Origin of the sequence: Pseudomonas sp. L13 (assembly GCF_009935965.1) — a bacterium.
Taxonomy (GTDB): domain Bacteria; phylum Pseudomonadota; class Gammaproteobacteria; order Pseudomonadales; family Pseudomonadaceae; genus Aquipseudomonas; species Aquipseudomonas lactis.
The window spans coordinates 92,750-115,985 of the sequence record NZ_QODJ01000009.1 but is presented as its reverse complement, the minus strand read 5'-3'; the positions used below and the strand labels follow the sequence as shown (position 1 = coordinate 115,985).

Below are 23,236 nucleotides of genomic sequence, written 5' to 3'. Positions count from 1 at the left end.
GCAGCGCCTGCCGGTGAATACCAGTTCACCGCGCGGGACCCTGCACTTGTGCGCGCCATAAAGACCTCTCTAATACCACTTGATACCAAGCCCCATTAAAGTGCCCTGAAACCTGGATTTGCACCGTTTTGGTAGCATTGACATGGTATTTAAGTGGTATTAGTTTTCGGCCATTACCGGGCGACAACACTCCAATAACGCATCGGAAACCTGACAGATGAATCCCATCCTGGCCCTGCGCCCCGACGACAAGCAATCCACGCCGCTGTACCTGCAACTGGCCCGCAGCCTTGAAGCAGCGATCCATGCCGGCCAATGGAAATCCGAGCAGGCCCTGCCTTCGGAACGCGCCCTCAGCGAGCAGTTGAGCATCTCGCGGGTCACCGCCCGTAAAGCGCTGGAAGTGCTGCTGGCTCAAGGCCTGATCCGTCGCAGCCAAGGCTCCGGCACCTTCATTACGCCGCGCCTGGAACAACCCTTGTCGCGCCTGTCGGGGTTCAGCGAAATGCTGCGGCTCAAGGGGTTTGTGCCCACGTCCCAGTGGCTGGAACGCGACATCACCCCGCCGACCCATGAAGAACTGATCCGCCTGGGCCTGTCGCCCACCGACAAAGTGGCGCGCCTCAAACGCCTGCGCAAAGCCGATGACACGGTGATGGCGATTGAAATGACCGCCATGCCGGCGTCGGTGCTGCCCCATCCCCAGGCCATCGGCAATTCGTTGTACGAATACCTGGAAAGCATCGGCAAGCCCATCGTGCGCGCCTTGCAGCACATCCAGGCGATCAATGCCTCGGACGAGTTCGCCGCACTGGTGGGCATCGCCCCCGGCACCGCCATGCTGCTGATGACCCGCGTGGGCTACACCGCCGACAACACGCCGATTGAAATCACCGACACCTACTGCCGCAACGATTACTACGACTTTGTCGCAGAACTGCGCCGCCATGATTATTCCGCCGAATTGCGAACTTAGAGAACTGCCCATGACTGAAGACAATATCCTCACGCCCAGCGGCTGGATGCGCGGTCGCCTGGTGCATGAGCACGGCAAGGTGGTCGCCATTGACGGCACGCCGTGCGACCCGGCCGACAACGACCTGCCCTACCTGCTGCCGGGCTTTATCGACCTGCATGTGCATGGCGGTGGCGGCGCGGACATCATGGAAGGTGCGGGCGCCTTCGAGACCATTACCCGTACCCACGTGCGTTTTGGCACCACCTCGCTGCTGGCCACCACCATGACGGCGCCGGTGGAAGAAATCTCCCGGGTGCTTGGTGAGCTCGGCACGTTCTGCGAACAGCGCCCAGCCGGCAGCGCCCGCGTACTTGGCGTGCACCTGGAAGGCCCCTACATCAATCCGGGAAAACTCGGCGCCCAACCCAACTTCGCCCACACCGCGTTGATGCAGGAAGTGGAAGCCTACCTGCGCCTGGCGCCGATCCGAGTGATCACCATCGCCCCGGAAATCGCCGGCCACGACGGCCTGATCCGCGCCCTCAGCGAACGCGGCGTGCGCATGCAGATCGGCCACACCCTGGGCAGCTATGAAGAAGGCGTTGCCGCCCTGGCCGCTGGCGCCACCAGTTTTACCCACTTGTACAACGCCATGAGCCCGCTGCATCACCGCGAACCTGGCATCGTCGGCGCCGCGCTGGCCCACGCCCAGTACGCCGAGCTGATCCCGGACTTGCTCCACGTGCACCCCGGCGCCATGCGTGTGGCGTTGCGCTCGATTCCTTGCCTGTACTGCGTCACCGACTCCACCGCCGCCGCCGGCATGCCCGATGGCGAATACAAGCTGGGCAGCCACACCGTGACCAAATGCCTGGGCGGCGTGCGCCTGGCCGATGGCACCCTGGCCGGCAGCACCCTGACCATGGATCAGGCGCTGCGCAACCTGGTGAAAATCGGCCTGCCGCTCAGCGAAGCCTCACAACGCCTGTCGCAATTTCCTGCGGACTATCTGGGCCTGGAAGAACGCGGCCGCCTGCAACCCGGCAGCTTTGCCGACTGCGTGCGCCTGGACCGCTCCCTGACACTCACCGACGTAATGGTCGAAGGAGACACCATTGACTTCAAAAATGCTTGAAGAGGCCCTGGCCTCCTGCGACGCCGTCGCGGCGCAACTGCAACGCCTGGACCCGATGCTGGAAGAGATTGCCGGCCGCCTGCGCCGCCAGCCGCCGCAAGTGGCGATGACCATCGCTCGCGGCAGCTCCGACCATGCCGCCAGCTACTTCGCCTACCTGGCCATGCAGCACGTGGGCATTCCGGTGGCGTCGCTGCCGATGTCGGTGGTGACCCTGTTGCAGGCGCCGATGAAAGTCAGCGGCCAGGTGGCGTTTGGCTTCTCCCAATCGGGGCAGAGCCCGGATTTGGTCAACAGCCTGCGCCTGTTGCGCAAACGTGGCGCCCTGAGCATCTCACTGGTCAACGCCGAAGACTCGCCGCTGGAAGCTGCCTGTGAATTCCACGTGCCGCTGTGCGCCGGGCCGGAACTCAGTGTGGCCGCCACCAAGAGCTTTATCGCCACCCTCAGCGCCAGTGCACAGTTGATCGGCCACTGGAATCAAGAAGCCGACTTGCTGCAAGCCTGCCAGGCCTTGCCCGAGGGCCTGCTTGACGCCGCCAGACAGGATTGGCGCACGGCCATCGACGCGCTTAAAGATAGCCAGCGCTTGATGGTGATCGGCCGTGGCGCCGGGTTTGCCATCGCCCAGGAAGCCGCGCTCAAGCTCAAGGAAACCTCGGCGATCCAGGCCGAAGCCTTCAGCAGCGCCGAAGTGCGCCACGGGCCGATGGCGCTGATCGACGAAAACTATCCCCTGCTGGTGTTTGCCCCACGCGGCGCCGAGCAGGCCGGCCTGCTGAGCCTGGCCGCCGACATGCGCCAACGCGGTGCCCGCGTGCTGCTGGCCGCACCGGATGACATCGCCGAACGCGACCTGACCCTGAGCCGCGCCGAACACCCAAGCCTGGACCCGATCCTGGCGATCCAGAGCTTCTATGTGATGGCCGCAGGCCTGGCTGAAGCTCGGGGCATGGACCCGGACCAGCCGCGCCACCTGAGCAAAGTCACCCGCACGCACTAAAGCGGCGTTTTCCTGATGAGTACCGTGCCCATGCCCAACAACAATAATCCATTGACCCTTAGCGCCCCCTTGAGTGGGCCGGTGCTGGCCCTGAACCGCGTCCCCGACGAAGTGTTCGCCAGCGGCGCCATGGGCGACGGTCTCGCTATTGACCCATTGAACGACTGCCTGCAGGCGCCCTGTGACGGCGTGATCATCCATGTCGCCCGCACCGGGCATGCCCTGACCCTGCGCGCCGACAACGGTGCCGAAGTGTTGATGCACATCGGCATCGACACCGTGCAACTCAATGGCGAAGGCTTTGCCTTACTGGTGAAGGAAGGCGCACGGGTGAGCCAAGGCCAGGCGCTGGTGCAGTTTGACCTGGACCGCGTTGCGCGCCAGTGCAAGAGCCTGGTGAGCCTGATCATCCTCACTAACAGCGACCGTTTTGCGCTGACGCCTGTGGCAGTGAAAAGCGTAAAGGCCGGTGAGCCGCTGATGCAACTGGCCCCGCGTTCGGCCACCGCCGTGCAAGCAGCTGTGGATAACTCCAGCGCCGAAGCCAGCGCCAGCGTGCACATCACTCACCGTGGCGGCTTGCATGCGCGCCCTGCCGCACTGGTGCGCAAGACGGCGCAAGGTTTCAGCAGCCAATCGCGGCTGCACATCGGTGATAAATCAGCGGCGTGCGACAGCCTGATCGGCCTGATGGGGCTGGGTATTGGCGAAGGCGACGAGGTACGGGTGACCTGCCGTGGCACCGATTGCGAAGCCGCGTTGCAGGCATTGGTCGCCGCGCTGTCTGTGGTGGTGCATGAGGAACATCACGCGCCGGTCGTGGCCACGCCCCGCCGCGTGAATACCCAAGCCAATGTACTGCAAGGCGTGTGCGCGGCACCGGGCCTGGTGTGCGGGCCTTTGTTCCACCTGACGGGCATCGAGCTGCCGGAGGACACCGGCGCTCACAACATCGACGAGCAACGGCAACGGCTGGATACGGCCCTTGAGCAAGTGCGCGGCGAAATCCGCAGCACCCTGGACCACGCTCGCCAACGCAAGAACGTCGAGGAAGAAGACATCTTCGCCGCCCACCTCGCCCTGCTGGAAGACCCTGCATTGCTCGACGCGGCCACCGCAGCCATCGCACAGGGCAGCGCCGCCACCCACGCCTGGCGCGATGCGATCCAGGCCCAATGCGCCGTGCTGTTGGCCTTGGGCAAGCCGCTGTTTGCCGAGCGCGCCAACGACCTGCGCGACCTGCAACAGCGAGTACTGCGTGCGTTGCTGGGTGAAGCCTGGCATTTCGAACTGCCGGCGGGGGCGATTGTCAGTGCCCATGAGCTGACACCTTCGGACTTGCTGCAACTGAGCGCGCAGCAGGCGGCAGGCATCTGCATGGCCGAAGGCGGCGCGACTTCCCATGTGGCGATTTTGGCCCGAGGCAAAGGCCTGCCGTGTCTCGTCGCCCTGGGCAATGAAGTGCTCGACGTTCCCCAAGGTCAACGGGTGGTGCTCGACGCCGCCAACGGCCGCCTGGAACTGGCCCCCAGCGAAGCGCGCCATGCCGAAGTCCATCAGATTCGCGAAACACAGAAATTGCGACGCCAGCAGCAACAGACCCAAGCCCGGCAAGCGGCACTCACCACTGACGGCGTGACGGTTGAAGTCGCGGCGAATGTCGCCTCCAGCACCGAAGCCCAACTGGCGTTTGCAAACGGCGCCGATGGCGTCGGCCTGCTGCGCACCGAATTCCTGTTTGTCGACCGTCGCACCGCGCCGGATGAGCAGGAACAACGCCAGGCTTATCAGGCCGTGCTGGATGCCATGGGCGACAAGTCGGTGATCATTCGCACCATCGATGTGGGCGGCGACAAGCAGCTCGACTACCTGCCGCTGCCGGTCGAAGCCAACCCGGTGTTGGGCCTGCGCGGCATTCGCATGGCCCAGGTACGTCCGGAACTGCTCGACCAGCAATTGCGCGCCTTGCTGCAAGTCTCGCCGCTGGGGCGTTGCCGCATCCTGCTGCCGATGGTCAGCGAGGTGGAGGAACTGCTGCAGATTCGTCAGCGCCTGGATGAGTTGTGCGTGGAGTTGGCACTGACCGAGCGCCCCGAACTGGGGGTGATGATCGAAGTGCCTGCCGCCGCGCTGATGGCCGAAAAGCTCGCCGAGCATGCGGACTTTTTGTCCATCGGCACCAATGACCTGTCCCAGTACACCCTGGCCATGGACCGCGACCACGCAGGCCTGGCCGCCCGTGTCGACGCGCTGCACCCGGCGCTGTTGCGGCTGATCGCCCAAACCTGCATCGGCGCAGCCAAGCATGGCCGTTGGGTTGGCGTGTGCGGCGCGCTGGCATCTGACCCGCTGGCCACGCCCGTGCTGGTCGGCCTGGGCGTCACCGAGCTGTCGGTGAGCCCGCCGCAGATCGGAGAGATCAAGGACCGCGTTCGCCACCTGGACGCGGCGCAATGCCGGCAACTGAGCCAGGAGCTGCTCGACCTGAGCAGCGCCAAGGCCGTTCGCCAAGCCTGTCAACACCACTGGCCGCTGAGCTGAAAACAACAAGAATAGGGAGACACGCCATGTACCAACACTTTATCGAAGGCCTGCAACGCCTTGGCCGCGCCTTGATGCTGCCGATCGCGATCCTGCCGATTGCCGGCCTGTTGCTGCGCCTGGGCGACACCGACTTGCTCAACATCGCGGTGATGCACGACGCCGGCCAGGCGATCTTCGCCAACCTGGCGCTGATCTTCGCCATCGGCATCGCCGTGGGTTTTGCTCGCGACAACAACGGCACCGCCGGCCTGGCCGGGGCGATTGGCTACCTGGTGATGATCTCCACACTCAAGGTGATGGACACGTCCATCAACATGGGCATGCTCGCCGGTATCGCCAGCGGCCTGATGGCGGGCGCGCTGTATAACCGCTTCAAAGACATCAAGCTGCCGGAGTACCTGGCGTTCTTTGGCGGGCGACGCTTTGTACCGATTGTCACCGGTTTTTCGGCGGTGGGCCTGGGCGTAATCTTTGGCCTGATCTGGCCGCCGATCCAGCACGGCATCAACAGCTTCGGCGTATTGCTGATGGAAAGCGGCAGCCTCGGTGCGTTCGTGTTTGGCGTGTTCAACCGCCTGCTGATCGTCACTGGCTTGCACCACATCCTCAACAATATGGCGTGGTTCGTATTCGGCACGTTTACCGACCCGGCAACCGGCGCGGTGGTCACGGGCGACCTGACCCGCTACTTCGCCGGCGACCCGAAAGGCGGCCAGTTCATGACCGGCATGTTCCCGGTAATGCTGTTCGGCCTGCCAGCGGCGTGCCTGGCGATGTACCGCAACGCGTTGCCGGAGCGGCGCAAAGTCATGGGCGGGATTTTCCTGTCGATGGCGCTGACCTCATTCCTCACCGGGGTGACCGAGCCGATTGAATTTGCCTTCATGTTCCTGGCGCCGTTCCTCTACTTGCTGCATGCGCTGCTGACCGGCCTGTCGATGGCCGTGACCAACATGCTCAATATCCACCTGGGCTTTACCTTCTCCGGTGGTTTTATCGACATGGTGCTGGGCTGGGGCAAGTCTACCAATGGTTGGCTGGTGGTACCGGTGGGCCTGGCCTACTCGGTGATCTACTACACGGTATTCAGCTACTGCATCCGCCGCTTCAACCTGAAGACGCCGGGCCGGGAAGATATCCAGGTGGTGCAGGCTGAAGCGATGAGTGATAACCAACGTGCGACGGCTTATATCCAGGCGCTGGGTGGGGCTGAGAATCTGCTGAGTGTGGGTGCTTGCACCACGCGGCTGCGGTTGGACATGGTTGATCGCAACAAGGCGGTGGATGCAGAGTTGAAAGCGCTGGGTGCCATGGCTGTGGTTCGGCCGGGGAACGGCGGCAGCTTGCAGGTAGTGGTCGGGCCGATGGCCGATAGCATTGCTGATGAGATTCGCTTGGCGATGCCGGGGTTTGTTGCCGCAACGCCTGTAGCGGTTGCGCCTGTGGATAAGCCGGTGGCGGTGAATGTACACGAGGCCGAAAAGTGGCTGAATGCCCTGGGTGGCCGAGAGAATGTGCGCCAACTGGAAGCGGTAGCGATGACCCGGTTGCGGGTGGAGTTGGGGGATGATTCGGTGCTGTCTGAAGCGGACCTCACTGCGCTGGGTTGCAAGGGTGTGAGCCAGCTGGATAGCGGGGTTTGGCACTTGTTGATTGGTGACAAGGCTTTAGGTTTGGGTGAGGCTTTGGAGCGGTTGGTTACCCGCCCTATCAACGCCTGACCGATCGTTCCCACGCTCTGCGTGGGAATGCCGCCCCGGACGCTCTGCGTCACGCCCTGCGCAAGGGTGACGCTGAGCGTCACAGGATGCATTCCCACGCGGAGCGTGGGAACGATCAGTTAGCCGTGGCTGCTGACACTTCGTGAAGATCCAGCACCCGATCCACCATCAACTGGATCCCTTCCACCATCCGATGAATCCCCAGCACTGCATCACGCAGGGAGCCGTCGACATCAAAAGCCAGTTGACCCGCCAGTGCCTGCACGGATGCCAGGTCTTGGGAGGCGTTGGCAAGCAGGGTTTCGGTGTTCAGACTGGGTAGTACGGTGAAGATCTGGTCGGACGGTGAATCACCAGCTTGGCGGGACTCGGCTTGAGATGAGATTGAACCAGTTAGCAAGTTGTCGCTGATCATCATTAAACTCCATATGGAATAGGCTCCTAGTGATTTTTCAGGCTTGCAGTCCCGGTCACTGAATTGGCAGCGACTCGAGAAGGTTAGTTGTGCGAGTTCCGACGGACAACCTGAAAGGCTTGTCGGAAATCTCCTAGAGCTGAAGATATCGCAGACAGCAAAAACTCGGCCTAAGCCGTAATGCCGTTCAGTTAAGGCATTTTGTAGGAGCGAGCTTGCTCGCGAAAAACTCACAGGCGCCGCGTTCATTCAGGAAGCACGCGTTATCGTTGACGCTTTTCGCGAGCAAGCTCGCTCCTACAGAGGGCGATATACGCTTAACTGAACGGCATTAGGCCTAAGCCGGGTTCTTTGATAGCTATCTATACCTAGGCAGACGCCGCACGCTGTTCGGCTTCATAGTGGCGGGTCTGAAAAGGCATCAAGGTCTGAACCTTCAAACCCAGACCCTCACTTAACCCCCAGGACATTGCCAGTTCGTCACGACGACTGCGCAACGCAACAACGCCTTGTGGTTTCACGTATTGCCTGGACGCTGAAAACAGTTCAAGCGCCTTCAACGCTTCCTTTACCCGACTATCTGTCGCACACGAAAAGCGCGTGAATCGCTCAAGCAAATAACCCGCGCGACGAAGCTCCACCTCACTGGAGTGTTCCTCCATGAACACCCTCACCTCGCCCACAAGATTCGTATCCGAATACCACACAGCTTTCGCTGCACTGACCAGGGCAGCATCATCAGCCTGGTTCAAAGGGCTTTTGACCAGTGTGTCCAAGGCGGACGAGAGGACTGGACCGTTAAAAGGCTTCGCCATCCGCTGTCTCCAGATAATCATGCAAGATATTAGTGAGTATGGATTGGGGTGACTCTTTGTTGCCAACATACATATCAATCGCCTGCAATGCCAGCTGACGGAGCTCAGCGGTCACTATGAAGCCAGCCTTGAGCAACGCCATGATGTCATCTAGATCCTGATCAGTGGCTCTGCCCAGTTTGGAGATTGCAATGTCGATAGGCGCAGCTATATGAAGATGCAATGCAGACTCAAGAGGAAACTCTTCCAGGGGAAGACTTCGCTCCCAGTAGTCTTCGTGAAGCGGACCAAAGCTAGTGTTGTATTGGAGGTCATAGTTCAGCTCCATCACACGGCCGGACTGCTCATCGAAAAACTGCTCCGGAAACTCTGCCAACAGTGTCTGTAGACGCAGCTTGTCTCGAAAATTCGCACAGTAGATCTCCGCATCAACATCTGTGGAAATACGATGGTGCGTATATAGATGGACAGCACAACCGCCGAAGACAATGACCTTGACCGCGCCAGGTTTGGCCCCCTCAAGCGTCAATTCCACTTCAATGGATCTGAACATTGAAACCAAGGCTTGTCCTAGTGCGCTACTTGTATTGAGGCGGGGAACAACGGTATTTGGCAATTCCATCACTGACTATCAAACCCGAATGCAAGATTACAGGGCGGGCCTTGAGTTCAAATCCCGATCACTGAACTGACAGCGACCGAAGAAGGCTATTGAGACAGGTTCCGAGGGACAACCTGAAAGGCTTGTCGGAAAGTTCTGAGGCGCCTGCACCGGCGCCATCGCAGGCAAGCCAGCTCCCACAGTGGGTTGATGCATAACAGGACAACATGATCAAACTGTGGGAGCCGGGCTTGCCCGCGATGAGGCCCTCACAGGCACCAAAAAACCCGCTGACCAAACTGGCCCAGCGGGTTTCTTGTTTACGCAATCAACGAATCAAAAATCCGCCAACTGCCACACCTCATACGCCGGTGTCTCATACGGGTGACTGAGTTTCAAAGCAGCCACAACAGCCACAATCAACTCATCCGCCACCACCAGCTCAACCTTCCACTCTTCAACCACTTCAACCTGGCCCACCTGCCCGATAAACGGCTGGCTGCCGTCCAACGCGCGAAATTGGCCCTGGCCCAGCACTTGCCAGGCGCAGCTGTCGTAGTCGCCGATGCGCCCGCCGCCAGCGGTGAAGACGGCGGTTTTCACCGTATCCACATGGCTGTCGGGCACGAAGAAGGCGAGCTTGTACACGGCCTTAGTTCACCCACACGCGGGCGTTGCGGAACATGCGCATCCAGGCGCCGTCTTCGTTCCACTCTTCCGGGCGCCACGAGTTCTGCACGGCGCGGAATACGCGCTCCGGGTGCGGCATCATGATGGTCACGCGGCCGTCGCGGCTGGTAAGGCCGGTGATCCCGCGCGGCGAGCCGTTCGGGTTGGCCGGGTAGCTTTCGGTGACCTTGCCGTGGTTATCGACAAAGCGCAGGGCAACGGTGCCGGACAGGTCGGCTTCAAGCAACGCTTCTTCGCTGCTGAATTCGGCGTGGCCTTCACCGTGGGCGATGGCGATTGGCATGCGCGAACCGGCCATGCCCTGCAGGAAGATCGAGTTGGATTCCTGCACCTGCACCATGGCAACACGGGCTTCGAACTGCTCGGAACGGTTGCGCACAAAGTGCGGCCAGAACTCGCTGCCCGGGATCAGTTCGCTGAGGTTGGACATCATCTGGCAACCGTTGCACACACCGAGGGTGAAGCTGTCGTTGCGCTCAAAGAAGCCTTGGAACGCATCGCGGGCACGGCTGTTGAACAGGGCCGACTTGGCCCAGCCTTCACCGGCACCCAGCACGTCGCCGTAGGAGAAACCACCGCAGGCCACCAGGCCCTTGAACTCGTTGAGGTCAACGCGACCGGCGAGGATATCGCTCATGTGCACGTCGATCGCATTGAAGCCGGCACGGTCGAACGCGGCCGCCATTTCCACCTGGCCGTTGACGCCCTGCTCACGCAGCACGGCAACCTGTGGGCGGATGCCTTTTTTGATATAAGGCGCGGCAATGTCCTGGTTGACGTCGAAGCTGAGCATGGTGCTCAGGCCCGGGTTGTCTTCTTCCAGGATCACGTCGAATTCCTGCTCGGCGCAGTCGGCGTTGTCGCGCAGGCGCTGAATCTGGTAGCTGGTCTCGGCCCACTGGCGTTGCAGCAAGCGGCGCTGACCAGTAAAGACCGTGTCGCCGTTGAACGAGATATTGACTTCGCCGTTGTTGATCGGCTGGCCAATCACCGCCACGCACTCGGCCAGGCCAGCGGCGCTGAACTGGGCGAGCACGTCTGGGGTCGCGTCCTGGCGCACCTGGATCACCGCACCCAGCTCTTCGTTGAACAGGATGCCGTTGATTTCGGCAGCATCCTCGGCAACGCTGTCGAGCACGATGTTCAGGCCGCAATGACCGGCGAAGGCCATTTCGACAACGCTGGTCAGCAAACCACCGTCGGAACGGTCGTGGTAAGCCAGCAGGTGGCCGTCGGCATTCAGGCCCTGGATCACGGCAAAGAAGGCTTTGAGGTCTTCGGCGTCATCGACGTCCGGTGCCTGCTTGCCGAGCTTGCCATGGGTTTGCGCCAGGATCGAGGCGCCCATGCGGTTCTGGCCACGGCCCAGGTCGATCAGGATCAGGTCGGTGGTGCCCTTGTCCATGCGCAGTTGCGGGGTGAGGGTCTGGCGGATGTCGGTGACCGGCGCAAAGCCGGTGACGATCAACGACAGCGGCGAAGTCACGCTCTTGTCGGTGCCGTCTTCGTTCCAGCGGGTGGCCATGGACATGGAGTCCTTGCCCACCGGAATGGTGATACCCAGTTCCGGGCACAGCTCCATGCCGACAGCTTTGACCGTGTCGTACAGGCGTGCATCTTCACCCGGATGGCCGGCAGCGGACATCCAGTTGGCCGACAGTTTGATGTCGGACAGCTTGCCGATGCGCGAGGCGGCGATGTTGGTGAGGGTTTCACCAATGGCCATGCGGCCCGACGCCGGAGCGTCCAGCAAGGCCAGCGGTGTGCGCTCGCCCATAGCCATGGCTTCACCGGTGTACACGTCGAAGCTGGTGGCGGTGACGGCAACGTCGGCCACCGGCACTTGCCATGGGCCGACCATTTGGTCACGGGCAACCAGGCCTGTGATGGTGCGGTCGCCGATGGTGATCAAAAAGCTTTTGCTCGCCACAGCCGGGTGGTGCAGCACGCGTTCGATGCTGTTGGCCAGGTCCAGCGTGCTTGGGTCAAAATCATCGCCCAGTTCGCTTTCACGTACCGCCGAACGGTGCATGCGCGGGGCCTTGCCCAGCAGCACTTCCAACGGCATGTCCACGGGGCTATTGCCGAAGTGGCTGTCGGTGACGGTCAGCTGCGGCTCGGCAGTGGCTTCGCCGACCACGGCAAACGGGCAACGCTCGCGTTCGCAGATGGCCTGGAAGCGTGCGAAGTCTTCAGGACCGACGGCCAGTACGTAGCGTTCCTGGGATTCGTTACTCCAGATTTCGTGCGGGGCCATGCCCGGCTCGTCGTTTGGAATGTTGCGCAGTTCGAAACGGCCACCACGGTCGCCATCGTTGACCAGTTCCGGGAAGGCGTTGGACAAACCGCCGGCGCCGACGTCGTGGATGAAGCTGATCGGGTTCTTGTCACCCAACTGCCAGCAACGGTCGATGACTTCCTGACAGCGGCGCTCCATCTCAGGGTTTTCGCGCTGTACGGAAGCAAAGTCCAGGTCGGCCGAACTGGTGCCGGTGGCCATGGAAGAGGCCGCGCCGCCGCCCAGGCCGATCAGCATCGCCGGGCCGCCGAGCACGATCAGCTTGGAGCCAACCAGAATCTCGCCTTTCTTGACGTGCTCTTCACGGATATTGCCCATGCCGCCGGCCAACATGATTGGCTTGTGGTAGCCGCGCACTTCATCGCCACGCGGGGTGGTGATGGACTGCTCGAAGGTCCGGAAGTAACCAGTGAGCGCCGGGCGCCCGAATTCGTTGTTGAACGCGGCGCCGCCCAGCGGGCCTTCGATCATGATGTCCAGCGCGGTGACGATGCGCTCAGGCTTGCCGTACGGCACTTCCCACGGCTGTTCAAAGCCCGGGATCTGCAAGTTGGACACGGTGAAACCGGTGAGGCCCGCCTTGGGCTTGGCACCACGGCCTGTTGCGCCTTCATCGCGGATTTCGCCGCCCGAACCGGTAGCTGCGCCCGGGAACGGGGCAATCGCGGTCGGGTGGTTGTGGGTTTCAACCTTCATCAGGATGTGCACCGGCTCCTGCACCGCGCCGTACTGGCGGGTTTCAGGGTCCGGGAAGAAACGGCCGGCGACGGAGCCGACGATCACCGAGGCGTTGTCCTTATAAGCCGACAGAACGCCTTCGCTGTGCATCACGTAGGTGTTCTTGATCATGCCGAACAGGCTTTTTTCCTGGCTTTGGCCGTCGATATCCCAACTGGCGTTGAAGATCTTGTGACGGCAGTGCTCAGAGTTGGCCTGGGCGAACATCATCAGTTCGATGTCGTGGGGGTTGCGCTTCAAGCCGTTGAAGGCGTTGACCAGGTAGTCGATCTCGTCTTCGGCCAGGGCCAGGCCCAGCTCGGTGTTGGCCTTCTCGAGGGCGGCGCGGCCACCGCCCAGCACGTCAATGGCGGTGAGCGGCTTCGGCTCGGCGTGGCTGAACAGGCCGGCAGCCTGTTCCAGCTGGCTGACGATGATCTGGGTCATGCGGTCGTGCAGGCTGCTGGCGATCAGCTCGGCCTCGGCGTCGCTGAACTGGCCTGCCACGTAGAAGGCGATCCCACGTTCCAGGCGCTGGATTTTATCCAGGCCGCAGTTGCGGGCGATGTCGCTGGCCTTGCTCGACCAGGGCGAGATGGTGCCGAACCGCGGCAGAACCAGGAACAAGCGGCCAGTCGGCTCTTGAACGGGAACGCTTGGGCCGTACTTCAGAAGGCGTGCCAGCACTTGCTGTTCGTCGGCGGTCAAGACGCCGGTTACGTCGGCGAAGTGAGCAAATTCAGCGTACAGGCCTGTAACAGCTGGAACCTTCTGGCTCAGTTGCTCAAGGAGTTTGCTGTGGCGAAAGGCAGAAAGGGCAGGAGCGCCGCGCAGGATCAACATCTTCGGGACAGCCTCGGGAAGGGGTGTGCTTTGAGGCCGTGCATTCTAGCGTAAACCTTCGCCAACGGCACCCGAAACGCTACCGGTGGCCGCCGCCGAACGTCAGTTGGCACGCTTTGCCTGCGATCACGGCGTTCTGCAGAGCATTGGGCGCAGTTATTTTAACCGTCACAAACGGTCGCCAAGCCCCGTTTCTACGGGCTGCAGCACAGTTTTGCACTGGCTAGCAGACAAGTGCGCCGCTGTCGAGATATGGCGCCGTGAGCCGTTTGCGTATACTGCGCAAATGTTCTTCCCAACTGTTTCGCGCCTGCGATGTGTCAAATGGCTCATCGCCACCTTGCTCTTCCTGATGCTCAGTGCCTGTGTTGATAAACCCAGCACACTGGAGCGAATCAAGGAGGATGGCGTATTGCGGGTGGTCACTCGCAACAGTCCCGCGACGTATTTCCAGGATCGCAACGGTGAAACCGGCTTCGAATACGAACTGGTCAAACGCTTTGCCGACGACCTGGGGGTGAAACTGGAAATCGAGACGGCCGACAACCTTGACGACCTGTTCAACCAGTTGAGCAAACCCAACGGCCCGGTACTCGCCGCCGCCGGCCTGGTGAGCAGCGACCAGCGCCAGCAGCAGGTGCGCTTTTCCCACCCGTACCTTGAAGTCACCCCGCAGATCATCTACCGCAACGGCCAATCGCGCCCCACCAACGCCGCCGACCTGGTGGGCAAGAAGATCATGGTGCTCAAGGGCAGCACCCACGCCGAACAACTGGCGGCACTGAAAAAGCAGAACCCGGCGATTGAATACGAAGAATCCGACGCCGTTGAAGTGGTGGATTTGCTGCGCATGGTCGACGAAGGGCAAATCGACCTGACCCTGGTGGACTCCAACGAAGTGGCCATGAACCAGGTGTACTTCCCCAACGTGCGCGTGGCCTTCGACCTCGGCAATGCCAGCAACCAGAGCTGGGCGGTGGCGGCCGGTGAAGACAACAGCCTGCTCAACGAAATCAACAGTTACCTGGACAAGGTCGAGAAGAATGGCACCCTGCAGCGTCTGAAGGATCGCTACTACGGGCACGTCGATGTCCTTGGCTATGTCGGCGCCTACACCTTTGCCCAGCATCTGCAACAACGCCTGCCCAAGTACGAGAAGCACTTTCGCGCCTATGCCAAAGCCGAGAAAGTCGATTGGCGGTTATTGGCAGCCATCGGCTATCAGGAATCGCTGTGGCAACCCGCGGTCACGTCCAAGACCGGCGTGCGTGGCCTGATGATGCTGACCCAGAACACCGCCCAAGCCATGGGTGTTTCCAACCGCCTGGACCCCAAGCAGAGCATCATGGGCGGCGCCAAGTACCTGGCCCGGATCAAGGATGAGCTGGACGACAAGATCGCCGAGCCCGACCGTACCTGGTTCGCCCTCGCCGCCTATAACGTGGGCACCGGCCACCTGGATGACGCGCGCATCCTGGCAAAGAAAGAAGGCCTGAACCCGAACAAGTGGCTGGACGTGAAGAAGATGCTGCCACGCCTGTCGCAGAAGCAGTGGTACAGCAAGACCCGCTACGGCTATGCCCGCGGCGGCGAGCCGGTGCATTTTGTGGCGAACATCCGGCGTTACTACGACATCCTCACCTGGGTGACCCAGCCGCAGCTGGAGGGTAACCAGGTGGTGGAAGGCAATCTGCATGTGCCGGGTGTGGACAAGACCAAGCCTGCGCAAGACACCCCACAGCTATAAGAGCCTTAAGGCTTTTGTAGGAGCGAGCTTGCTCGCGAGAAACCCATAGGCGCCGCGTTTATTCAGAAAACACGCGTTATCGTTGGCGTTTTTCGCGAGCAAGCTCGCTCCTACAGAGGGCATTAGGGCAAGCCCTCACACACTTTTAGAGGCCGGTGAGCAGGTGGACCACGCCGCCCGGCAGCACCATCACGGCCGGTATACCCGCCGCCTTCAACGCCGACTCATCCAAACGCCCCGCCTCCCGCAATTGCACCCGCACCCGCGTGAGCGCCACGTGCTGCTGTGAGGTGACGTTGCCCTCCCCGCCCAATGCACTCAGCACCTCGGCCGACAACAGGCTCGGTGTCGGCGTGGTAACCGTCTCCGCCACCAGATCAGGCGTCAGGGCTTTCCAGAACGCACGCTGCAATTTCTCGAACATGCTCAGTGCTCCACGACAGGTGAGGTTTCAACGGTGGCCGCGTGGTACAGGCGCAGGGCCTCGCGTACTTGGTCGGCTTCTTCCAGGCCCAGCACCTGGCGGGCGATGATCTGGCAGTCGTGCAGGTCCAGCTCGCGCACGGCGGCCTTGATGGTGGGGATCAGCGGCACGCTGACCGACAACTCATCCACGCCCAGGCCGATCAACACCGGCACCGCCATGGTTTCGGACGCCAGCGCACCACACACGCCCACCCACTTGCCGTGGGCATGGGCCGCCTTGACGGTGATGTCGATCAGGCGCAGCACCGCCGGGTGAAAACTGTCGGCCTGGCTGGCCAGGCGTGGGTGGTCGCGGTCCATGGCCAGGGTGTATTGGGTGAGGTCGTTGGTGCCGATGGAGAAGAAATCCACATGGGGCGCGAATACATCCGCCATCAGCGCCGCGCTCGGCACTTCGATCATGATGCCCAGCTTGGGTAGTTCACTCAGGCCAAGCGCCTGTGCTTCCTCTTCGAGCATTTTGCGCGCCAGGTGCAGCTCCGACAGCAGGCTGACCATCGGCAACATGATATGCAGCCGCGCCAAGCCGGCGCTGGCAAGAATCGCACGCAACTGTTCACGCAACAGTTCGGGGCGCTCCAGGCATAGGCGGATCCCGCGCAGGCCAAGGAATGGGTTGGTCTCGCTGTCCATCGGCACATAGGCCAAAGGCTTATCGCCGCCCACATCCAGGGTACGCACCACCAGATTTCGTTCGGTGCCGAGGGCGCGGGCGATGGCGCTGTAGGTGTGGGCCTGCTCTTCTGCGCTCGGTGCACGGTTGCGTTCCAGGTAGAGGAACTCTGAACGCAGCAGGCCCACACCTTCTCCGCCCAGGGTCAGTGACTGCTCCACTTCCTGCAACGAGGCGACGTTGGCCGTGACCTCGACATGGTGACCGTCGCGGGTGACCGCCGCCCGTGAGGCCTGCGCCACTTCACGCTGGAGCCGCAGCTTTTGCTGTTGGCGCACGGCCTGCAGTTGTTCGATTTCGGCCAGGTTCGGCTCCAGCTGCAGCTCGCCTTTGTCGGCATTGAGCAGTATCCGTTTACCGTTGGCCAAGGCCAGTACTTGACTGGGTACACCGCAAAGGGATGGCAGGCCGAGGGCCCGGGCGAGGATGGCCACGTGGCTGGTAGCGCCACCGGCGACCGTGACAAAGCCCAGCACTTTGCTGGTATCCAGGCCAGCGGTTTGTGAGGGTGTCAGTTGTTCAGCGACCAGAATGGCGCACTCTGGCAGCTCCATGGACCGCTCTGGCACGCCCAGGATCAACTTGAGCACGCGCTGGCCGACGTCGGCCAAGTCCGCCGCACGCTCAGCCAGCAGCGTTTTACCCAAGCCTTCGAAAAGTCTGGCGGTCGCCACCGTGGCGCTGTTCCAGGCAAAGGCAGCGCTCTTGCCTTCGGCCAGCAGGCTATGGGCTTGTTCAAGCAGGGTCGGGTCTTCGAGCAACTCCTGATGGGCGCGGAAGATCTCGGCCTGGGCGCTGCCGGCTGCCTTGGCCTGCAACGCTTGCAACGCCTCGTTTGCCGCCCGCAGGCCACGGGCCAATGCGGTACGTTCGAAGGTTTCTCCGGCACCGGCTTCGGGAATCTCAAGCGCCGGTTCAGCCACTTGGACAACCTGGCCGAACGCCGAGCCAGGCGAGGCACAGATGCCTCGCAACACGGACGCCGAAGAAGCAGGCGCAGCGGGTTTGTTGATCGTCTCGACCGCCACTGGCAGCGTCTCGCCACAGCCCTCGAGCAACAATGCCACCAGCGCCTGAATCGCCGCCTCGGCATCCTCCCCCGCCGCGCTCACTTGCACGCTGTCGCCCTGGGAGGTCTGCAGCGCCATGATCGCCACAAGCGACTTGGCATTCGCGCTCAAGGTTTGCTTGTGCAGGAAAATGCTGGAACTGAACCCCTTCGCCGCCTGGGCAAACACCGCCGCAGGGCGGGCGTGCAAGCCGCTGGCATTGGGCAGGGTCACTGGCTTGGAGAACAGCGCATTGCCCTCCTCCTCGTCCACCTCAGCTTTCATTGGCCCGGGTGAGACCTGCAACAGTGGCTGGCCGGACTCGACCAGCGCCCGATCGGCCACCAACGGCACAAACGACTCGCCGCTCACAATGAGCATCAAGGTCAGCAGGCTGCGTGCATTGAGCGCGACATAGTCGGCATCGAACTCAATCAGCGGCTGCCCGGCCTCCACCCGCTGGCCCTCCTCGACCAGTCGGGTGAAGCCCTGGCCCGCCAGGTTCACGGTGTCCAGGCCAATATGCAGTAGCACTTGCACACCGTTATCGGCGGTGACGCTGACCGCATGGCCGCTGTCCTGAATGTTGCTGATCACCCCAGCCAACGGCGCGCAGAGGGTTTGCGAGGTGGGGTCGATGCACAGGCCATCGCCAATCACGCGGCCGGAAAATACCGGGTCGGGCACCTGGTCCAGCGCCAGCAAAACCCCGGACAAGGGTGCCAGCAGTTCCAGGGGTTGAGATGTGGTCATGACTTCACCTGTCTGTGTTGTTCTTTAAAAATCATTGGGGGCTACCGGATTACTTCCACCAATATTCGACCTGCATGCCTATGTTCGAGCCATGCCGCGCCGTGCCATAGGCGCCGGTGTCGGACAACGCCGAGCCCGCCGCCAGCTCATTGGCCGCACGCTTGGCCGCTTTGTTCCAGGACGCATAGGTGTAATACAACCGTACTTCCGGCCGCGCCCAGAACTCAGGGCCTTTGGGCGACCAGGTCGGGGCGAAGGTGAATTTGCTCAATTTGCGCGTACCGCCGACGGCATCGACCTGATCGTGCCCCAGCTCAGCGACCAATTTGAATTGCTCGCTGAGCGCATACGCCGGGCGCACACCCAGGGACATCCAGTTCTGATCCTGACGCCCTGGGCGAACATCTTTCTGGTACACCGCTTCAACTTGCCCGCCAAAACGCGGAGTCAGTTGCCAATCAAAGAACTCCACCGCGCGGTAACTTTTGCTGCTCTTGTCCAGCGCGGTATTGCCGGTGTAGCCCAGGCCGGTGCCGGGGCCTTCGCCGTACTGCAGGGCAAACTTGTTCTTGCCACCCAGGAAGGCTGCTTGCACATGCTGCGCCGTCAGCGCCCAGCCGCTGTTGGCGTCACGCCCACCGGCCTTGGCGATGTAGCTCAAGCCCAGTTCCAGTTCGCCACCGGGGTTGGTCTTGAAACCTGCGACGTTGAAGTCGTGACGGGTGGCGTATTCCTTCTGGTACAAGTTGTCCTTGCGCGACAGCGCGTAGCTGTATTTCAAACCGCCGATCAGCAGGTCCTCGATCCCGCCACCGGTGGCGCTCTGGTTCCAGTAGTAGAAGTCGGAGATATGGATATCGTTACGCTTGTAGTAACGCCGCCCGGCCCACAGCGAACCACCATTGAGGCTGGGCAGGTTGGACCATTGCGCATACATCTGCGGCATGCGCGCCGAGCCGTTGTTTTCACCCTGGAACTTCAGGGCGCGGTCGTACTGGTTGTAGAGGGAAGCCATGGCATCGACGCTGAACACCGAACCGTCGTCGAGGGTCAGCAAATCCTGACGCAGTTCCAGCTCGGCGTACTGCTCGCATTCGTTACCCAGGCGGTATTTGGTTTGCGCACCCGGCAGTTGGAAACATTGCTGCTTGCCACTTCCGGTTGACGTGCCCACGCCGCTGCGCAAATACCCGGCAAACTCCAGGGCCTGGGCGCCGAAAGGCAGAGTGAGGCACGTCGCTATAAGGCCCAGCTTTATTGTTGTTTTCATGAAGCGCTCCTTTTATTTTTATTGTTTTTTCTTACGGTCTTGCGTGACGCGATCACCTGTAGGAGCGAGCTTGCTCGCGAAGAATTTGCAGCCTCCACGCAACACCTGGAGGGGCGCGTTTTCGTTGACGATCTTCGCGAGCGAGCTCGCTCCTACAGGGGGTGTTTCAACCTGTCAGGTGCAGCACGAAGGATTCATAAGGACGTAACAGCACAGTGCTGGTACGCAGCGGGCAGTCGGGGTAGTTGCTGATCAGCAGGCGCTGCTCGCTCGCTGCATTGATCACGCCTTCGGGCAGTTGGATCTCGCACGGCGATCCATAGAAGTTGTTGAGTACCAACAGGCGCTCGCCGTGGCCTTCACGCAGGTACGCCCAGACCTGGAGATGGTCTTGCAGCAACGGGCGGTAAACGCCTTCCTGTATCAGCGGTTCGCGACGGCGCAGGTCGATCAGCCTGCGGTAGTGATGCAGCACCGAATCGGGGTCATCCATCTGGCTTGCGACGTTGATCTGCGCGGCATTGGCGGGGATGCCAATCCAGGGTTCACCGCGGCTGAACCCCGCGTTCGCTTCGGTGCTCCACTGCATGGGCGTACGCCCGTTGTCGCGGGACTTCTGCATGATCGCCGCCATGCTCGAGGCGTCGGACTCGCCCGCATCGCGCTTGAGCCGGAAGATGTTCAGGGTTTCCACATCACGGTACTGCGAGATGCTGTCGAAGCCTGGGTTGGTCATGCCAAGCTCTTCGCCCTGATACACATACGGCGTGCCCTGCAAAAAGTGCAGCGCCGTGGCGAGCATTTTGGCCGAGACCACGCGATATTCGCCGTCGTCACCAAAACGCGAGACCACCCGTGGCTGGTCGTGGTTACACCAGAACAGCGCGTTCCAGCCGCCGCCAGCCTGCATGCCCATCTGCCAGTCGGAGAAAATCTGCTTGAGTTGCAGGAAATCGAAATCGGCCTTCACCCACTTTTGCAGGTTCGGGTAGTCGACTTTCAGGTGGTGAAAGTTGAAGGTCATCGACAGCTCTTTCGACGCTGGATTCGAATAGCGAATGCAGTGTTCCAGGCGGGTGGAGGACATCTCGCCCACGTTGATCAGGTCATGGCCTTCAAAGACTTCACGGTGCATTTGCTGCAAGTATTGGTGCACGTTCGGGCCGTCGGTGTAGAAGCGGCGGCCATCGCTGTTGTCCTCGGGGAAGTCGGCGGGCTTGGAGATCAGGTTGATCACATCCAGGCGGAACCCACCCACGCCTTTGTCGCGCCAGAAGCGCATCATCTTGAACACTTCGGCGCGCACCTGGGGGTTATCCCAATTGAGGTCGGCCTGGGTATGGTCGAACAGATGCAGGTAGTACTGGCCAGTCTGCGCTTCGTATTCCCAGGCCGAGCCGCCGAACTTGGATTCCCAGTTGTTCGGCTGGTCGCGCCAGATGTAGAAGTCGCGGTAGGGGTTGTCGAGGCTGCTGCGCGCCTGCTGGAACCACTCGTGCTCGATGGAGGTGTGGTTGACCACGATGTCGAGCATCAGCTTGATGCCACGCTTGGCCGCTTCGCTGATCAGCAGCTCGCAATCGGCCATGGTGCCGTAGCTAGGGTCGATGGCGTAGTAGTCGCTGATGTCGTAGCCGTTGTCGCGCTGGGGCGAGCGCAGGAACGGGGTGACCCACAGGCAATCCACGCCCAGCCACTTGAGGTAGTCGAGTTTGTCCACGATGCCCAACAGGTCACCGGTGGCGTTACCCGCGTGGCTGTGGAAGCTTTTGGGGTAGATCTGGTAGATCACCGAGTGTTGCCAGGTTTGCATGGTGGGTTCCTTCAGTAGAGTTGGGTGCTGGCCCTTCTGGCCTCATCGCAGGCGAGCCAGCTCCCACACTTGAATGTGTTCACAAATCACTGTGGGAGCTGGCTTGCCTGCGATAGCGATCTTCAGGCGACCCGGTAACCAGGCCGAACGATCTTCATGCTCAACATGCACGTCAGCGCAAACGGCACGACCATCGCCACGACCATGCCAATCACGAACATCGGAATCGCGCTCGGCACGATCGAGATAAACCCGGGTAGCCCGCCGACGCCGATGGCCGAGGCCTGCACCTTGTTCAACGACAGGAAAATGCTGCCCAGCGCCGAGCCCAGCAGCGCGGCATAGAACGGAAACTTGAAGCGCAGGTTCACCCCGAACATCGCCGGCTCAGTGATGCCGAAGTAAGCGGAAATCGCCGAGGTCGAGGCCATGCTTTTGTCCCGCGCGTTGCGGGTCATGTAGAACACCCCGAGCGCTGCGCTGCCCTGGGCCAGGTTGGACATGACGATCATCGGCCAGATAAAGGTGCCGCCCTGAGTCGAGATAAGCTGCAGGTCGACGGCGAGGAACATGTGGTGCATGCCGGTGATCACCAACGGCGCATAAAGCAGGCCAAAAATCGCGCCGCCGACCATCGGGGCGATCTCGAACAGCGTCACCAAACCTTCGGTGATCAGGATGCCAAGGTGACGGGTCACCGGGCCGATGATCGCCAGGGCCAGCACGCCGGTGACGACGATAGTGGTGATCGGCACCACCAGCAGTTGAATGGCATTCGGCACCCGCGCCCGCAGCCACTTTTCGATCACGCTCATGACAAAGGCAGCCATCAGGATCGGCAGGATCTGCCCCTGGTAGCCCACCTTCTCGATCTGGAACCAGCCGAAGATATCGAAGTACGGCAGGCTCTGGCCGTCGAGGCCTGCGACCGCCTTGCCGTAGTTCCAGGCGTTGAGCAGGTCGGGGTGCACCAGCATCAGGCCGAGCACGATGCCGAGGATTTCACTGCCGCCGAACCGCTTGGCCGCCGACCAGCCCACCAGCGCCGGCAGGAACACGAAGGAGGTGTTGGCCATCAGGTTGATCAGGCTCCACAAGCCGTCCAGGTTCGGATAGGCCTCCAGCAGCGTCTGGCCTTCGATGAACATGCCCTTGGCGCCCATCAGGTTGTTCACGCCCATCAACAGGCCGGCGATGATCAGCGCGGGCAGGATCGGCATGAACACATCGGAGAACACCCGCACCAGACGCTGCAGGGGGTTGGTCTTGTCGCCGCCGGCTTTCTTGACGTCGGCAATGGTCGAGGCGGCCAGGCCGGTCAGTTCGCGCAGGGCGGCGTAGACCTTTTCCACTTCGCCGGGGCCGATCACCACCTGGAACAGGCCACCGGTAAAGAACGACCCCTTGACCAGGTCGACCTGGTTCAGCGCACTGCTGTTGACCAGGCTGGGGTCCTTGAGCGCCAGGCGCAGGCGGGTCACGCAATGGGCGGCCTGCTCAAGGTTTTCGCGGCCCCCGAGGTTGTCGAGAATCTCGCGGGCAATCGTTGAATAGTCGTGGCTCATGCTCGTTTTCCACTGTGATTGTTTTTATGGGTGGCAGTCGTTGGCAGCACGCCGAGGAGGGAAAAGTACTCGTCTGTACGAGTTAAATCAACAACTCGTCTGTACGAGTTACACTTTTGTTTATGCCTGCGAGCTTTCT

16 protein-coding genes are annotated in these 23,236 nt (G+C 61.5%); 6 read left to right on the top strand and 10 right to left on the bottom strand.

The features are described 5' to 3' along the window. Positions 1-217: 217 nt before the first annotated feature. From DK871_RS08105 to nagE, 5 genes are read left to right on the top strand one after another with little or no spacing between them, the layout of a single operon-like run. Positions 218-976 carry a GntR family transcriptional regulator gene (locus DK871_RS08105; protein WP_003193978.1) on the top strand — a complete coding sequence of 253 codons (759 nt, stop codon included), beginning with the start codon at positions 218-220 and terminating at the stop codon, positions 974-976. A 10-nt stretch (positions 977-986) separates the two neighbouring features. Then, on the top strand, positions 987-2,093 hold the full coding sequence (gene nagA, locus DK871_RS08100) for an N-acetylglucosamine-6-phosphate deacetylase (protein WP_047711706.1): 1,107 nt from the start codon (positions 987-989) through the stop codon (positions 2,091-2,093). Continuing rightward, a complete protein-coding gene (locus tag DK871_RS08095) occupies positions 2,074-3,096 on the top strand; it encodes an SIS domain-containing protein (RefSeq protein WP_161904619.1) in 1,023 nt (340 codons plus the stop codon). Before nagA ends, DK871_RS08095 begins: the two co-directional genes overlap by 20 nt. A 30-nt stretch (positions 3,097-3,126) precedes the next feature. Next, positions 3,127-5,637: a phosphoenolpyruvate--protein phosphotransferase gene (gene ptsP, locus DK871_RS08090; RefSeq protein WP_161904624.1), complete on the top strand. Its 2,511-nt coding sequence runs from the start codon at positions 3,127-3,129 to the stop codon at positions 5,635-5,637. Positions 5,638-5,663: 26 nt separating this feature from the next. Continuing rightward, positions 5,664-7,361, top strand: coding sequence for an N-acetylglucosamine-specific PTS transporter subunit IIBC (gene nagE, locus DK871_RS08085; RefSeq protein WP_161904618.1), 1,698 nt, complete (start codon positions 5,664-5,666; stop codon positions 7,359-7,361). A gap of 115 nt (positions 7,362-7,476) precedes the next feature. Here nagE and DK871_RS08080 read toward each other — a convergent pair whose 3' ends face one another. From DK871_RS08080 to purL, 5 genes are all read right to left on the bottom strand, one after another. Continuing rightward, complete coding sequence (locus DK871_RS08080) at positions 7,477-7,776, bottom strand: DUF6124 family protein (RefSeq protein ID WP_256677398.1); 300 nt, start codon at positions 7,774-7,776, stop codon at positions 7,477-7,479. A 368-nt stretch (positions 7,777-8,144) separates the two neighbouring features. Next, a complete protein-coding gene (locus DK871_RS08075; protein ID WP_161904617.1) occupies positions 8,145-8,591 on the bottom strand; it encodes a hypothetical protein in 447 nt (148 codons plus the stop codon). After that, positions 8,575-9,213 carry a DUF6036 family nucleotidyltransferase gene (locus tag DK871_RS08070; RefSeq protein WP_161904616.1) on the bottom strand — a complete coding sequence of 213 codons (639 nt, stop codon included), beginning with the start codon at positions 9,211-9,213 and terminating at the stop codon, positions 8,575-8,577. Before DK871_RS08070 ends, DK871_RS08075 begins: the two co-directional genes overlap by 17 nt. 315 nt (positions 9,214-9,528) lie before the next feature. Then, positions 9,529-9,840, bottom strand: coding sequence for an NGG1p interacting factor NIF3 (locus DK871_RS08065; protein WP_161904615.1), 312 nt, complete (start codon positions 9,838-9,840; stop codon positions 9,529-9,531). 4 nt (positions 9,841-9,844) lie between these two features. Further along, positions 9,845-13,741: a phosphoribosylformylglycinamidine synthase gene (gene purL, locus DK871_RS08060; RefSeq protein ID WP_032895414.1), complete on the bottom strand. Its 3,897-nt coding sequence runs from the start codon at positions 13,739-13,741 to the stop codon at positions 9,845-9,847. Between the two features lie 286 nt (positions 13,742-14,027). Between purL and mltF the strand changes: the two genes are divergently transcribed. Continuing rightward, positions 14,028-15,488, top strand: a complete 1,461-nt coding sequence (gene mltF, locus DK871_RS08055) for a membrane-bound lytic murein transglycosylase MltF (protein ID WP_161904614.1) — start codon at positions 14,028-14,030, stop codon at positions 15,486-15,488. 145 nt (positions 15,489-15,633) lie between these two features. On the opposite strand, the gene DK871_RS08050 is transcribed toward mltF, so the two are convergent. The 5 genes from DK871_RS08050 to treP all read right to left on the bottom strand — a co-directional run bounded on the left by DK871_RS08050 (position 15,634) and on the right by treP (position 23,097). After that, complete coding sequence (locus tag DK871_RS08050) at positions 15,634-15,912, bottom strand: PTS transporter subunit EIIB (protein WP_161904613.1); 279 nt, start codon at positions 15,910-15,912, stop codon at positions 15,634-15,636. A 2-nt stretch (positions 15,913-15,914) separates the two neighbouring features. Beyond that, positions 15,915-18,449 (bottom strand): phosphoenolpyruvate--protein phosphotransferase, encoded by a 2,535-nt coding sequence (gene ptsP, locus DK871_RS08045; RefSeq protein WP_161904612.1) that lies wholly within the window; start codon positions 18,447-18,449, stop codon positions 15,915-15,917. 49 nt (positions 18,450-18,498) lie between these two features. Further along, on the bottom strand, positions 18,499-19,719 hold the full coding sequence (locus tag DK871_RS08040) for a carbohydrate porin (RefSeq protein WP_161904611.1): 1,221 nt from the start codon (positions 19,717-19,719) through the stop codon (positions 18,499-18,501). 166 nt (positions 19,720-19,885) lie between these two features. After that, positions 19,886-21,532 (bottom strand): alpha,alpha-phosphotrehalase, encoded by a 1,647-nt coding sequence (gene treC, locus DK871_RS08035; RefSeq protein ID WP_161904610.1) that lies wholly within the window; start codon positions 21,530-21,532, stop codon positions 19,886-19,888. Positions 21,533-21,654: 122 nt separating this feature from the next. Then, positions 21,655-23,097 (bottom strand): PTS system trehalose-specific EIIBC component, encoded by a 1,443-nt coding sequence (gene treP, locus DK871_RS08030; RefSeq protein WP_161904609.1) that lies wholly within the window; start codon positions 23,095-23,097, stop codon positions 21,655-21,657. Between the last annotated feature and the right edge of the window lie 139 nt (positions 23,098-23,236).